Source organism: Neisseria sp. HMSC064D07 (assembly GCF_001837185.1).
Lineage (GTDB): Bacteria > Pseudomonadota > Gammaproteobacteria > Burkholderiales > Neisseriaceae > Neisseria > Neisseria flavescens_C.
Map to the genome: position 1 here is coordinate 38,233 of NZ_KV831704.1, position 13,842 is coordinate 52,074.

At 47.7% G+C, this 13,842-nt stretch carries 17 protein-coding genes; 3 read left to right on the plus strand and 14 right to left on the minus strand.

Annotated features, from left to right (window positions below; genetic code table 11):
* Window positions 1–49: 49 nt before the first annotated feature.
* From HMPREF2608_RS08465 to hisC, 14 genes are all read right to left on the minus strand, one after another.
* The gene (locus tag HMPREF2608_RS08465; protein WP_070826633.1) at window positions 50–568 is read right to left on the minus strand and encodes a gluconokinase, GntK/IdnK-type; all 519 of its coding nucleotides are present in this window, start codon (window positions 566–568) and stop codon (window positions 50–52) included.
* 91 nt (window positions 569–659) lie between these two features.
* Window positions 660–2,045: a GntP family permease gene (locus HMPREF2608_RS08470; RefSeq protein ID WP_070826634.1), complete on the minus strand. Its 1,386-nt coding sequence runs from the start codon at window positions 2,043–2,045 to the stop codon at window positions 660–662.
* Between the two features lie 573 nt (window positions 2,046–2,618).
* Complete coding sequence (tatC, locus tag HMPREF2608_RS08475) at window positions 2,619–3,395, minus strand: twin-arginine translocase subunit TatC (protein WP_039862097.1); 777 nt, start codon at window positions 3,393–3,395, stop codon at window positions 2,619–2,621.
* 15 nt (window positions 3,396–3,410) lie between these two features.
* Window positions 3,411–4,073, minus strand: a complete 663-nt coding sequence (tatB, locus tag HMPREF2608_RS08480; RefSeq protein WP_070826635.1) for a Sec-independent protein translocase protein TatB — start codon at window positions 4,071–4,073, stop codon at window positions 3,411–3,413.
* Window positions 4,074–4,076: 3 nt separating this feature from the next.
* On the minus strand, window positions 4,077–4,280 hold the full coding sequence (tatA, locus tag HMPREF2608_RS08485) for a Sec-independent protein translocase subunit TatA (RefSeq protein WP_003679438.1): 204 nt from the start codon (window positions 4,278–4,280) through the stop codon (window positions 4,077–4,079).
* Window positions 4,281–4,315: 35 nt separating this feature from the next.
* A complete protein-coding gene (locus HMPREF2608_RS08490; protein ID WP_004519654.1) occupies window positions 4,316–4,639 on the minus strand; it encodes a histidine triad nucleotide-binding protein in 324 nt (107 codons plus the stop codon).
* Window positions 4,640–4,756: 117 nt separating this feature from the next.
* On the minus strand, window positions 4,757–5,080 hold the full coding sequence (locus HMPREF2608_RS08495; protein ID WP_003679440.1) for a phosphoribosyl-ATP diphosphatase: 324 nt from the start codon (window positions 5,078–5,080) through the stop codon (window positions 4,757–4,759).
* Window positions 5,081–5,112: 32 nt separating this feature from the next.
* Window positions 5,113–5,511 (minus strand): phosphoribosyl-AMP cyclohydrolase, encoded by a 399-nt coding sequence (hisI, locus tag HMPREF2608_RS08500; RefSeq protein ID WP_141745660.1) that lies wholly within the window; start codon window positions 5,509–5,511, stop codon window positions 5,113–5,115.
* A gap of 52 nt (window positions 5,512–5,563) precedes the next feature.
* Entirely contained in the window at window positions 5,564–6,331 is a 768-nt protein-coding gene (gene hisF / locus HMPREF2608_RS08505) for an imidazole glycerol phosphate synthase subunit HisF (protein WP_003748652.1), read from the minus strand.
* 40 nt (window positions 6,332–6,371) lie between these two features.
* Window positions 6,372–6,689 carry a hypothetical protein gene (locus HMPREF2608_RS08510; RefSeq protein WP_004519651.1) on the minus strand — a complete coding sequence of 106 codons (318 nt, stop codon included), beginning with the start codon at window positions 6,687–6,689 and terminating at the stop codon, window positions 6,372–6,374.
* A 177-nt stretch (window positions 6,690–6,866) separates the two neighbouring features.
* A complete protein-coding gene (hisA, locus tag HMPREF2608_RS08515) occupies window positions 6,867–7,604 on the minus strand; it encodes a 1-(5-phosphoribosyl)-5-[(5-phosphoribosylamino)methylideneamino]imidazole-4-carboxamide isomerase (protein ID WP_070826636.1) in 738 nt (245 codons plus the stop codon).
* A gap of 74 nt (window positions 7,605–7,678) precedes the next feature.
* Window positions 7,679–8,323 (minus strand): imidazole glycerol phosphate synthase subunit HisH, encoded by a 645-nt coding sequence (hisH, locus tag HMPREF2608_RS08520; protein ID WP_070826637.1) that lies wholly within the window; start codon window positions 8,321–8,323, stop codon window positions 7,679–7,681.
* A gap of 169 nt (window positions 8,324–8,492) precedes the next feature.
* Entirely contained in the window at window positions 8,493–9,446 is a 954-nt protein-coding gene (gene hisB / locus HMPREF2608_RS08525; protein WP_070826638.1) for an imidazoleglycerol-phosphate dehydratase HisB, read from the minus strand.
* A gap of 19 nt (window positions 9,447–9,465) precedes the next feature.
* A complete protein-coding gene (gene hisC, locus HMPREF2608_RS08530) occupies window positions 9,466–10,551 on the minus strand; it encodes a histidinol-phosphate transaminase (protein WP_070826639.1) in 1,086 nt (361 codons plus the stop codon).
* 217 nt (window positions 10,552–10,768) lie between these two features.
* Between hisC and HMPREF2608_RS08535 the strand changes: the two genes are divergently transcribed.
* The 3 genes from HMPREF2608_RS08535 (at window position 10,769) to misR (ending at window position 13,838) form a co-directional block, all read left to right on the plus strand.
* Entirely contained in the window at window positions 10,769–11,125 is a 357-nt protein-coding gene (locus tag HMPREF2608_RS08535) for a DUF2069 domain-containing protein (RefSeq protein ID WP_070826640.1), read from the plus strand.
* Window positions 11,122–12,954, plus strand: a complete 1,833-nt coding sequence (locus tag HMPREF2608_RS08540; RefSeq protein ID WP_070826641.1) for a PglL family O-oligosaccharyltransferase — start codon at window positions 11,122–11,124, stop codon at window positions 12,952–12,954. The genes HMPREF2608_RS08535 and HMPREF2608_RS08540 overlap by 4 nt, the downstream gene beginning before the upstream one ends.
* Window positions 12,955–13,160: 206 nt before the next feature.
* Window positions 13,161–13,838, plus strand: coding sequence for a two-component system response regulator MisR (misR, locus tag HMPREF2608_RS08545; RefSeq protein WP_003748666.1), 678 nt, complete (start codon window positions 13,161–13,163; stop codon window positions 13,836–13,838).
* Window positions 13,839–13,842 lie beyond the last annotated feature (4 nt).

Below are 13,842 nucleotides of genomic sequence, written 5' to 3' on the forward strand. Positions count from 1 at the left end.
AAAAGGCCGTCTGAAAGATTTCAGACGGCCTTTTCATTTCTAATCATCATTAAATTAAGCCTTGCGCTTTCACCCAGTTCACAATATCTGCCTCAACGGCTTCAGGCGTACCCGGGTTGTCGATTTTAACGCCGTACTCATCCGCACCCAGCTCTTCCAAAATCTCCAGCTGTGAATCCAGCATTCCGGCTTTCATATAATGCCCCTGACGCGACAGCATACGTTCAAGATTGATTGCTTGAGGCGGAGTCAGATGGATAAAAGCCACCTTTCCTTCCGCACCACGCAGAATATCGCGATAGTGATGCTTGAGTGCGGAACAAGTAACGATGGAATATTTTTCCCCGTTTTTTGCCTGCTCCGTCATCCAGTCACGCAAATTGCCCAGCCAAGGATAGCGGTCTTCGTCCGTCAACGGAATACCGGCACCCATTTTGTCGCGGTTGGCTTGAGTATGGAAATCATCGCCTTCGGCATACGGGCATTGGTTGAGATGTTTTTGCAAAGACAATGCGGCAGTGGTTTTACCGCAACCGCACACGCCCATCATGACAAAATGTGTCGTCATTTTTCTACTCCTTGTTTATCTGGATTTTAACGGTATTTGAAAACAGGCGGATTGTGTTATCTCAAAAACACTATCCGCCGGCCATTTTCGATTAAACCAAGATAAACAACACTGACGATAAAGCAAAACCGATGAGTGCGATAAGTGTTTGGTTGACCGTCCATGTCTTCAAGGTCGTCGGCACATCCATATCCAACAGACGGCCGACAAGCCAGAAGCCTGAGTCGTTAAAGTGGCTGCAACCAACGGAACCTGCCGCCGTCGCCAATACCACGCAAGTAATCTGCCAATCGCTGAAACCTGCCGCCGCAACGGCCGGTGCCATCAACGCGGCAGCGGTAGTCAGGGCAACAGTCGCAGAACCTTGCGCAATACGCAAAGCCAAAGCCACCAAGAAACAGCCTAGTAAAACAGGAATACCCAAGTCAGCCATGCTGTCAGCCAAAGCCTTACCGATACCGGAAGCACGCAATACGCCGCCGAACATACCGCCTGCACCGGTAATCAAAATAACCGAGCAAACCGGACCCAATGCGCCATCAATGGTTTTCTCCAAAGCGCTGGCTTTTTCGCCACGTTTACTACCCAATACATACAGGGCTACCAAAACAGAAATCAGCAAAGCAATCGGTGTCGAACCGAGCATTCGTGCAAACTGCACCCAGCCTTCATCCGCACTGACCATTTTCTCGCTGATTAGAGTAGACAAACCAGTATTCAAGAAAATCAACAGCATAGGAATCAGCATAATACCGACGATGGTAGATGCTTTTGCAGGCGCTTTCGGTTGGTCGTTATCTTGCGTACCGCCACTGATCAGATCAGGAACGGGTACATGAATGCTGTGACCCAAAACTTTACCCAATAAATAGCCGCTGAAATACCAAGTAATCAAGGTAACAGGCAAACCCAAAATCAGCAGTTGACCAATATTTGCGCCATAAAATTCAGAAGCTGCAATCGGGCCGGGATGTGGCGGCAGGAAGACGTGCATGACGGAAAATGCGCCAATAGATGCCAACGCATAGGGCAAAACAGTTTGCTTCATGCGGCGTGCCGTTGCAAACACAATCGGCAACATCACCACCAAACCGGCATCAAAGAAAATCGGAAAACCGAAAATCAAAGAAGCCACGCCTAAGGCAAACGGCGCACGATTCTCACCAAAAATCCGAATCAGCGCATCTGCCAAAGACTGAGCACCGCCGGAAGTTTCCACCAAACGGCCAAGCATTGCACCCAAACCGACCAACAACGCCACGCTGCCGAGCGTGCCGCCAAAGTTTTTGACCAACACATCATTGACGATACTGCCCATAGGCAGGCCTGTTACGATAGCAGTCAGTAGGCTGACCAATACCAACGTCAGTAAAGCATGAACGCGCAGTTTCACAATTAAAACCAAAATCAGCAAAATTGCCGCCGCCGCAATACCGAGCAAAGTACCGACACTCAGCGTTTGAGTCCAACCATCTATTTTGAAGCCTTTCTCTGTAAGAAAAATACAAATTTATTAATGTTTTTTAACATATATGAATACGATAACACATTTATCCATGAAATCGTACGGCTAAATCCGGCCAAAATATAAGCACCTATTTTTCCAAACCCTTTTTGTAAGATGCTTGAAAAATAAGGAGGACAAAGAAAAACAAGAACAATAAAAAGGCCGTCTGAAAAGTAGTTAATTTTCAGACGGCCTGACATCATACTTTTTAATAAAATAGAAACGAATATTTTTTCAATTACCTAAAATCAAATATTTTTGGCTTATGCCTTGGTACAAATTACCCCATTTTCCAAACGTAATTCCGGCAGTTTGGTATTGAAATCATCTTCAGAGTACCAGCCCATTGAGGCATGAGGGACTGTTACGCATTACTGCTTCGATTTCGGCAAAATCCTCGGTCGAAATTTTTAGTCACATTAAAAGATTTAGCGCTGTAACGTTTTTGCACGATTTACTGAACATCCATCATGCTTTTTCTTAAAAACTGAAAGTGCCATGATACAAAGGCCGTCTGAAAAATTCTTCAGACGGCCTTAATTCTTAAACTTCTGCCGGTGGTTGCGGTGTATCCTCATCTTCCTGCTGCGTTTTGGCCTTGGCAAAACGGCTGAACCAAATGCCTGCTTCGTAGAGCAGAATCAGCGGAACAGCAAGCAGGGTTTGAGAAATTACGTCAGGCGGCGTGATGATTGCGGCCACGATAAACGCACCCACGATAACATACGGACGGGCGTTCTTAAGCTGAGCGGTCGAAACAATGCCCATTTTTGCAAGCAACACCACAACAACAGGAACTTCAAACGTCGTACCGAATGCGACAAACATGCCCAAAATAAAGGACAGGTATTTGTCGATATCGGTCGCCATATTGACGCCGACAGGGGTTACACCGGCCAAGAATTTGAAAATAACGGGAAACACCAAAAAATAGGCAAAGGCCATACCAACGAAGAAAAGTGTCACGCTGGACAACACCAGCGGCGTAATCAAACGCTTTTCGTTTTGGTATAAGGCCGGGGCGACAAACGCCCAGACTTGATATAGCGTGTGCGGCAAGGACAGCAGAAACGCCGCCATCAAAGTAACCTTGACCGGCACAAAAAACGGCGCGATCACATCGGTCGCAATCATGCTGGTATCTTTAGGCAGATTGGCCATTAATGGTTCGGCAACAAAGGTATAGAGCTGCTGGGCAAACGGCATCATGCCCAAGAAGCAGACGACGATACCGATGACGATCCACATCATGCGGCGGCGCAGCTCGAGAAGATGCTCGATAAGCGGTTGGACGGGTTGTTCGTGTTGAGGTTCGGACACCGGTTGACTCACTTTTTACTTACGGACGCGCAGTTTGGGCTTGGCGTGGAATTTCGGGCGCATATCGCGTTTGCGGCTCATCGCCTGCTTACGCAAAGAAGTCGTATGCAGCGGAGGAACATCGGCAGCAGGAGATTCGACATAGCTGACTTCAACCGCAGGAGCTGGGGAAACCGAAGCCGTCAAATACTCACGCCAAGCGCGGTCTTGCTCGGACTCGGCATTTTCAGCCTCGACAAGCTCTTGGGTTTGCACTGCCCCACCCTGCTCAGAAGCCTCGATTGCATTTTCATGCTCAGTGCTGTTTGAAGCCAGATCAGGTAAAGGATTGCCAAACTCATCCACACCAAAATCGGCAGGCGTTTTCTGTTCGGGCAGGCGTTCCCACGGCTTAAGACCGTCTGAAATATCGCTCAGATTTTTTTGTGCATCGTTGCCCAAGTCTTTGATACCGTCGCGAAACTCGGATGCGGCGGTTTCAAATTCCTGCTTCACCTTGCGCAATTCGTCCAACTCAGCCTGAGTATTGAGCTCCTGCTTGACGTTGTTGACGAAGCCTTGCAATTTACCGACCAAACGCCCAGCCGTGCGCGCGGCTTGCGGCAGACGTTCGGGACCAAGCACTATTAGGGCGACAACGCCGACCAGCAGCAATTCGCCCAAACCGAAATCAAACATGGATTATGCTTTGTCTTCGTCTTTTTTGTGTTCGATGACTTCGTCTTTTTTGGCATCTTTGCCGTCTGTACCTTCATTCAGGCCTTGTTTGAAGTCATGTACCGCACCGCCGAGGTCTTTGCCGACGTTACGTAATTTTTTGGTACCGAATACCAAAACGACAATAATCAGTACGATAATCCAGTGCCAAAGAGAGAAGCTACCCATGATAAATCCTTGAATTTGTTAAAAATAAATAATAGTTATGCAGGCGTACCCATGATATGGATATGCAGGTGGAAGACTTCTTGTCCGCCGCCTTTGCCTGTATTGATCAGGGTTTTGAAACCATCGGTCAAACCTGCCTCTTGGGCGATTTGAGGGACTTTCAACATCATTTTGCCCAATAGGGTTTGATGTTCGGCAGTGGCGTGTGCCAGTGAATCGAAGTGTACTTTCGGAATCAGCAGCAGATGCACCGGCGCGGCAGGACGGATGTCTTTGAAACAAAGCATCTCGTCGTCTTCGTAAACGGTTTGTGCCGGAATATCTTTGGTTGCGATTTTGCAGAAAATACAATTATCCATAATGGCTCCAATGGCCGTCTGAAAACGGGCGTAACGGGTTTCAACCCAAAAAGTGAAATCGTTTTGCCCCAAGAGACGGATTCTGAAACAGGTCAAATACGAGATTGTAATATAAATTCAAGATTCTTTGCGAGAAGCTTTTTCCACCAACCCCGACAAACCTTGACGGCGCGCAAGCTCATTTACCACATCTTCAGCGCGCAATCCGTGATGCGCCAATAAAACCATGGTATGAAACCACAAATCCGCCACTTCGTAAACCAAATGTTCGCCACCGCCATCTTTAGAAGCCATCAAGGTTTCACCCGCTTCCTCGATGACTTTTTTCAAAATCTTGTCTTCGCCTTTGTGCAGCAGTTGGGCGACATAAGAAGCATCAGGATCGCCGCCTTTGCGCGAATCGATGACGTTTTGAATTTGGGTAAGGATAGTATCGGTCATGGTCGGTTTCTCTTATTTTCTTTCAGACGGCCTTAAGGATGTTTATGTCCGTAAATCGCTTCTTCGTCTTTCAACACGGCATCCACTGTCTGCCATGCGCCCTCTTGCCAAACTTTGTAAAAACAGCTTTCGCGCCCAGTATGACAGGCAATGCCACCGTTTTGTTCAATCAGCATAACCACCGCGTCGCCATCGCAATCCAGACGCAATTCATGTACTTTTTGTGTATGCCCTGACTCTTCGCCTTTCATCCATTGTTTTTGGCGGGAACGGCTGTAATAGTGGGCAAACCCGGTTTCTACGGTTTTTTGCAGGGCTTCGGCGTTCATCCAGGCAACCATCAGCACACGGTGTGTCTGCCAATCTTGGGCAATCGCGCAAACCAAACCTTTTTCATCAAATTTTACGGCATTCAGCAGCGTTTCGTTTATGTTCGACATTCGCGTCTTTCTCCCATATTTTCAGACGGCCTTTGGATAGCAATCACAAACGCACTTCAATTCCTGCTTCGCGCATGGCCAGTTTCGCTTCGCGGATACTCGCTTCGCCAAAGTGGAAAATACTGGCGGCCAATACCGCATCGGCCTTCCCTTCTTTAATACCGTCCACCAAGTGTTGGACCGAACCGACGCCGCCGGAAGCAATGACCGGAATATCGACCGCTTCGCTGACCGCGCGTGTCAAAGGCAAGTTGAAACCTTGCTTGGTACCGTCCCGGTCCATACTGGTCAGCAAAATCTCGCCCGCACCGCGCCGCTGCATTTCGACAGCCCATTCCACCGCATCCAAACCGGTCGGATTACGTCCGCCGTGGGTAAAGATTTCCCAACGGGTGTTTTCAGGGTTGACCGCTTTGGCATCTACAGCAACAACAATCGCTTGCGAACCAAAAAAACCGGCCGCTTCATTTACCAAATCAGGATTGGTTACGGCGGCCGTATTGATGCTGGCCTTATCGGCACCGGCATTAAGCAGACGACGGATATCGGCAACCGTGCGCACACCGCCGCCGACTGTTAATGGAATAAAAACTTGTGATGCAACTGCCTCAATAACGTGCAAAATAGTGTCGCGATTGTCGCTGGAAGCAGTGATGTCCAAAAAGGTCAACTCATCTGCGCCTTCATCGTTGTAGCGTTTGGCAACGTCAACCGGATTACCTGCATCGCGCAAACCCAAAAAGTTGACACCTTTTACCACGCGACCGTCTTTTACATCCAGACAAGGAATAATTCGTTTTGCCAATGCCATACTCAATACCTCTTATCCGTTCTCAGGCCGTCTGAAACCGTCAGGCCAAAAATTTGCTCAACCAATCCGGCAAATGTTGCAACAGCTGAAAATAACCAATCCCCGCTATCATTGCCAAAACGCAGGAGATGATGAAATTACTGTCGATGCGACCGACGATGGAAAAAATCAAACCGGCAAATGCCCAGATTATCCCGTTGAAAATCATCCAATAGGTATCGATAATCGGCAAATCAAACGCCGTCAGCTGCCGCAGTATCACTGCAATCAGTGTAAACCACAAACTTTCGCTTAGCGGATACACTTCGCGATCGGATGACCAAATAATCCAAAAACCCAAAACAAACGCTTCAAGCATACCAATCCCTTAATAAAATAAGATATTGAGTGAGTTGTTTTTTATAATTATTTCAGACAAATTTTAAGTCTAAGGACTTTGCAAAATGCCGCTTTTGAAGGCATTTTCAGCTATACGCCAACTCCTGTGCTGTTACCCCTTGCAAAGCCTTAATCTGCATAATTAAACGCACTTAGGTCAAGCCAAAGAATCGGCCAGTTTTTGCGCCTGTGCAAAATTAATACTTCCCTCATAAATTGCGCGGCCGGTAATCGCACCGCTCACACCCTCTTTTTCAACGGCACACAATGCGCGGATATCGTCCAAATTCGTCAAGCCGCCGGAAGCGATAATCGGGATATTCACTGATTGAGCCAATTTGACGGTAGCTTCGATATTCACCCCGCTCATCATGCCGTCGCGACCAATATCAGTATAAATAATACTGTTGACACCATCGTCTTCAAAACGCTTGGCCAAATCGACGACATGATGCTCCGTTACCGTTGCCCAACCGTCTATCGCCACCATCCCGTCTTTGGCATCCAAGCCGACGATAATCTGACCCGGAAATGCCTTACATGCTTCGCGCACAAATTCAGGATTTTTTACCGCGGCCGTACCGATAATCACATCAGTCAGACCCAAATCCAAATACTTTTCGATGGTGCCCAAATCACGGATACCGCCGCCAAGCTGTACCGGAATATCTTTGGCTACGGCGGCCAAAATTTCTTTAATCGCCGGAAAATTTTGAGGAACGCCTGCGAATGCGCCGTTCAAATCAACCAAATGCAAACGGCGTGCGCCTTGATTGCGCCAATGCAACGCCATCTCTGCCGGCGAATCGGAAAACACCGTCGCCTGCTCCATCAAACCTTGTTTTAAGCGAACACAGCGTCCTTCTTTCAAATCAATGGCAGGTATCAACAGCATTTTTTTCTCCTCTATTCAATTTCAGTATATTTTACACAAATTAGCGATTTTTAGCAGATTTATGTTAAAAAGCCTCAAATCTGCCAATTTAAAAAATTACGCAGCAGCAGCAATCCTGCCTGATGGCTTTTCTCCGTGTGGAACTGTGTGGCAAACACATTGTCCTTACCGACAATGCAGGCAAATTCATTCGGATATTCGCTGACGCCTAAAACAATCTCTTCATTTTTCGGTGCAAAATAATAGCTGTGAACAAAATAAAAATACTCGTTCTGCCCAATGTCTTGAAATAAAGGGTGCGGACGGGTTTGGCGCACTGTATTCCACCCCATATGCGGCACTTTCAGACGGCCTCCTTGTGCATCGGTTTGATTGGGCAAAAACCGTTTTACTTGCCCTTCAAACCAGCCCAAACCATCTGTATCGCCTTCTTCACTGTGTTCAAACAATAATTGCGCACCTACGCAAATTCCAAAAAACGGCTTGTTTTTCAGGCCGTCTGAAACTGCCTCGCCCAAACCGCTGGCCTTCAGCGCAGACATACAGTCCGGCATGGCACCCTGCCCCGGAAAGATAACCTTATCCGCCGCCATCACTTCTTCGGGCCGCGAAGTCAGATAAATTTCGGCATTTTGCTTGGACAAGGCCTGCGCCGCCTGAACAGATTTCAATACTGAATGCAGGTTTCCCATTCCATAATCGACAATCGCTACTTTCATTGCTACTCCTCAGGCCGTCTGAAAACATTTAATGATTAATATAATAATAAGAATGATTGTAGCAAAAGATGGTTTAAAACAAAATATTGGCAATATACAAGACAAATAATAAAAGGCCATCTGAAATTACTATCGGTTTCAGACGGCCTTTATTCACTCACACGATGCCTTATTCTTCAGATGCGGCTTCTGCTTCTTCTTGAACAGATTCTTCGCTCAGCGTGCCTTTGGTAGAAGGCGTCTGGCCAATCATGCGCGGATCGTATTCAACTGCCATGCGCAAGGCGCGGCCGAAGGCTTTGAAAACGGTCTCAGCTTGATGATGTGCATTACGGCCGCTCAAATTATCGATGTGCAAGGTCATCATGCTGTGGTTCACAAGACCGTGGAAAAATTCTTCAAACAAATCGACATCAAAACGGCCGATCAGAGCGCGGGTAAAGTCGATGTTGTACACCAAGCCAGGACGGCCGGAAAGATCGATGACTACACGGCTCAACGCCTCGTCCAGCGGAACATAGGCATGACCGTAACGGGTAATGCCGGCTTTATTGCCAAGCGCCTGTTTCAAGGCCTGACCCACCACGATACCGATGTCCTCAACTGTGTGATGGTCGTCAATGTGCAAATCGCCTTTGCAGGTAATATCCAAGTCAATCAAACCATGACGCGCTACTTGGGCAAGCATATGCTCAAGGAAAGGAACACCGGTATCTAGACGGTATTTACCGGTACCGTCAAGGTTGAGGCTGACGGTAATTTGGGTTTCGCAGGTATTACGGGTAATAGTAACAAAACGGCCTTCGGTTGAAACACCAGTTTCTGCTGCTTCGACAGTTTGTTTTTCCAAACGCGCCGCTTCAACTGCTGCTTTTTCTTGATCTTTGCTGTGATCACGGTTCAGCCAGCCTTTGCGTTTGCGCATACCGGATTCCAACTTCGCAGCCAGGCTCGGACGAATGCCGCGTGCAGACTCATCGCCTGCCTGTTGTTCCAAACGGCGTTTGAGCTGAGACAAAGAGGCGGAGTTTTCATAACCGCATGCACGTGCAAGCTTGGTCAATGAGCCGGCTTCTTCAACCAGTAACAGAAAATTGGTCAAATGCAGTTGAGCTTTGTTCATGATGGTAGTTTCCTTGAAATCAAAGATTGGGATAAAGATTTTTAATAACGGCCAAGACAGCATCATTTTGCGCTGCCGAGCCTATGGTTATGCGGACACACTGATCCAAAAGCGGATGGCTGCCATGCAGTTTTTTAATCAGTATGCGGTTTTGCTTCAATGTTTCAAACAGCCCGTTCGCATCAGGAACGCGAACGGTAATAAAGTTGGCTTCGCTCGGAAAAACTTCCAAACGGTTTAATTTCAACAATTCATTCATCACACGCGAACGCTCGTTTTTTAATGTATCAATGTTTTGCTGAATGATTTGATGATGTTTCAATGAGAATTTTGCCGCCGCCAAGCTTAATTGATTCATATTGTAAGGCGGAAGGATTTTGGCCAGCTCACCCATAATGCTTGGGCTTGCCGCCGCATATCCCATCCGCAAGCCGGCAAAGCCGATTTTACTGATGGTGCGCATTACAACCAGGTTTTCGACTTCGCCCGCCCACGGAAGGAAACTGTCATGATGAAACGCGCCATATGCCTCATCGACAACCACAATGCCAGTAGCCGCGCGAATGATTGCCTCTACTTCTTCTCGTTTAAAGCACACGCCGGTAGGATTATTGGGATAGGCAATAAAAATTAATGACGGCTGATGTTGCTCGATAGCGGACAAAACGGCAGGGAGATTTAAAGAGAAATCCGGATTTAAGGGAACGCCGACATATTCCATGCCATAAAGCGCGGCATTATGACGATACATAACGAAACTTGGCTCAATACCCAATACACGCGCATTTGGTTTGGCAACCAGCATAGTCAAAAACTGGATAAGCTCGTCGGAGCCGTTACCCAATGCAATTTCCGCTTTATCGGGAATACCGAAAACTTCCCTCAATTCTTCATAAATACCGCTCTTGGCAGTATGGGGATACAAATGAATCGGCGCCTGCTTTGCCAAGTCTGCCCATTCTGACAATAAAGATTCATACCCGGCGAAAGGATGATGCGGACACTCCATGGCGTCCAACTTAATAAAACCTTCCGGCAAATCGGCAACCTGATAGGCTGTCATTACTTTAATATCATCACGGATAACATCAGCAACGCGATTCATGGTTTCCTATCCTCCTGAGATAAAGCATTTATAATAGTAGCACAATTTTTATTAGATATATATATTAATTAAGACTATAAAACAAGATAAAGTTTCATTCGTTTGAAGAAAAACAATAAATTCTTTCTTGAATATCCTTAAGCAATATTCTTGGCTTCCCCCGCATTTTTAGCGGTATAATTTCAAGTTTTCTAGTACGGCTTACGCCCTTTATATCGTGAACAATACACGCTCCCCGTTACCTTATCTTGCAACTCCCATAAGCCTTATCCTTTTGATTTTGCTTTCCTTATCATGGGAATTATGGATCGCGCCATTGCGCGAAGGCGGCTCATGGCTGGCATTGAAAGCTCTGCCTTTGTGCCTGCCGTTGACCGGCATTTTGAAAAAACGCATCTACACTTACCAATACAGCTCCATGCTGATTCTGATTTACTTTGCCGAAGCCTGTATGCGCCTGGCAGACACGGCTCTCGCCAGCCGGATTTGCGCCGCCGTTTCCGTATTATTGTGCATTGCTTTTTTCCTCGGCTGCCTTGCATTTATCAAACAACAAAAACATACATCAAAATGACCTACCACACACTTTCAGACGGCCTGACTCAATCTTCAGTAAAAACCTTTTGGCCTTTATGGCTCAGTTTTCTTTGGATTTGCGCCGTCCCTTTTCTTTCACTCTACCGAGTCGGCCCATTGCCCAGCTTTTATCTGGAAGCCATTTCACTGAGCGGTTCATTGGTACTGACATTGATTAGCGCACACAAAGGCCTGCTGAATATCCGCCTTCCCGCACTCAGTATCGGTTTGTTTGCCATGGCTGCATTTTGGTCGCTCCAAGCGCGCTTCATGCATTCCACCTACCCCGGTATGAGCGACATCACTGCCTGGACCTTTGTCATTTTGGCGCTGGGTGCATGGTCAGTTCGCGGCTGGGTAGCAGCTTACGGACAAGAACGCATCGTCAGCATCTTTGCTTGGTCTTTATTGATAGGGGCAACCATACAGGCCGTCATCGTCTGGCTGCAATTTAAAGGCTGGTCCAACGTAGAGTGGTTGAACGGCATCATTGCCCGAAGCAACGGCACCGTAAACGGCCAACTCGGCCAGCGCAACCACTTGGGACATTATTTAATGTGGGGCATTTTGGCGGCGTCCTATTTATGGACAGCACGCAAAATGTCTAATGCAGCAGGTTTTCTGTTCGTATTGGCTTTGACCGCAACCCTCGGCCTTGTCAACTCACGCACCATCTTAGGCTACATCGCCGCCCTATTCCTGATTACGCCGTTATGGTTTTGGCGTACCCGTTTCCAACACAAACGCGCACTGTGCATTTTCCTTCTGACCGCCATCCTGGCCGCCGCTTTCCAATTCGGTATGGGCAGCCTGCTGGATTTGTTTGGCAACATTAAATACGAAACCGCTGTCGAACGCGCAGGCACCAGCGGTTTTGAAGGTTCCATGCGCCAAATCGAATGGAGCAAAGCATGGATTGCCTTTCAATCCGCACCTTGGTTCGGCCACGGCTGGAACAGCTTTGCCCAGCAAACCTTCCTGATTAATGCACAACAACAATACTTCCCCAACAACATCCTCGGCGTACTGTTTACCCATTCGCACAACATCGTCATGCAATTATTGTCCGAAATGGGCATTGCCGGCACCTTGCTTGCAGCCTTAACCCTGCTTGTAGCCGTATGGCGACTGTTGGGCCGCAATCAAACACCGGCCTCGCTGTTTTTACTGACTGCCGCCGCCGTCAGCCTTTGCCACAGTATGCTCGAATATCCGCTTTGGTATATCTACTTCCTCACCGTATTCAGCCTGATTCTGTCGTTGACACCCTCTTATCTGAAAGATGTTTCAGACGGCCCTTTATCTACCCGAATCAGACAATGGTCAGGCGGTATAGCCGCTTTATCGATTTTAATCGGTATGGCAAACCTCAGCTGGGAATATCAAAATTTGACCCAATATAGCCGTGTAGGGAAAACCGACGATCCGCAAACAGTTCAAAACAAAATCGACGGCTTGCAGCAGCTCTCCAAAGAAAGCCCCATGCTCGCCTATTACGCCGATTTGAGCTTGAGCAAACGTGCCGACCCGACCGATGCCTATATCCGCCCGTGGGCAGAAGAAGCCGCACTCAAAGCCCTAACATACCGCCCCTACTCCAACGCCTATCAAGTCGGCCTTTACCTCTACCGGCAAGGCAAAAAAGAAGAAGGTGCGCAATGGATGCAGGCAATGCAATATTATTATCCTTATATGATGTATTTCTACGCCGACAAAATACGCAGCCACCCGGCATTCGCCCCCTTACTGCCCAAACTTTTGTCCGATTGCAAAGATTTCATCAATGCACCGAAACACCAAACCGCCCAATCATGCGACAAACCCTGAACAAAACACACCCAATTGTCAGTTTGTCCTTACAGGCCGTCTGAAAATGTAAAGAGCAGCGAGTTTCTATGCAAAAAAGCGCAAAAGCACAGAAAATTACGCTATCAACAAAAGCAGATTGCATGTTAAGATTGAACACAACTCTATTTTAAGCGCCGTACTGCCATTTAGTACCGCGGCGCATACAATCACGAAAAGGAAATTCCATGAGTCGCGTATTACTCGTAGATGACGATGCCCTCTTGACCGAATTGCTGACCGAATACCTGACTGCCGAAGGCCTCAACGTTCATAGCGTTCCCGACGGCGAAGCCGGCGTTCAAGAAATTCTGACCGGACAATACGATGTCGTCGTATTAGACTCCATGATGCCTAAAATGAACGGTTTGGACGTACTGAAAAACGTACGCACCCAAAGCACCGTGCCTATCATCATGCTGACCGCGAAAGGCGACGACATCGACCGCATCATCGGTCTGGAAATGGGTGCGGACGATTATGTTCCGAAACCATGCACACCGCGCGAACTCTTGGCCCGCATCAACGCCATCCTACGCCGCGCGCAACACAGCAACGAACAAAACAACGCGCCTAACAGCATTTCTGTCAGCGATGTTGTTTTATACCCGGCCAAACGCCAAGCCAGCATCAAAGATACTCCGCTCGAGTTGACCAGCACCGAATTCAACCTGCTCGAAGTTTTGATGCGCCACGCCGGACAAGTCGTCAGCAAAGAGACCCTGTCTATCGAGGCACTCGACCGCAAACTGGCTAAATTTGACCGCAGCATCGACGTACACATCTCCAGCATCCGCCACAAATTGGGCGATGCTTCCCTGATTCAAACTGTACGCGGCTTAGGCTACCTGTTTGTTAAAAACTAAAGAT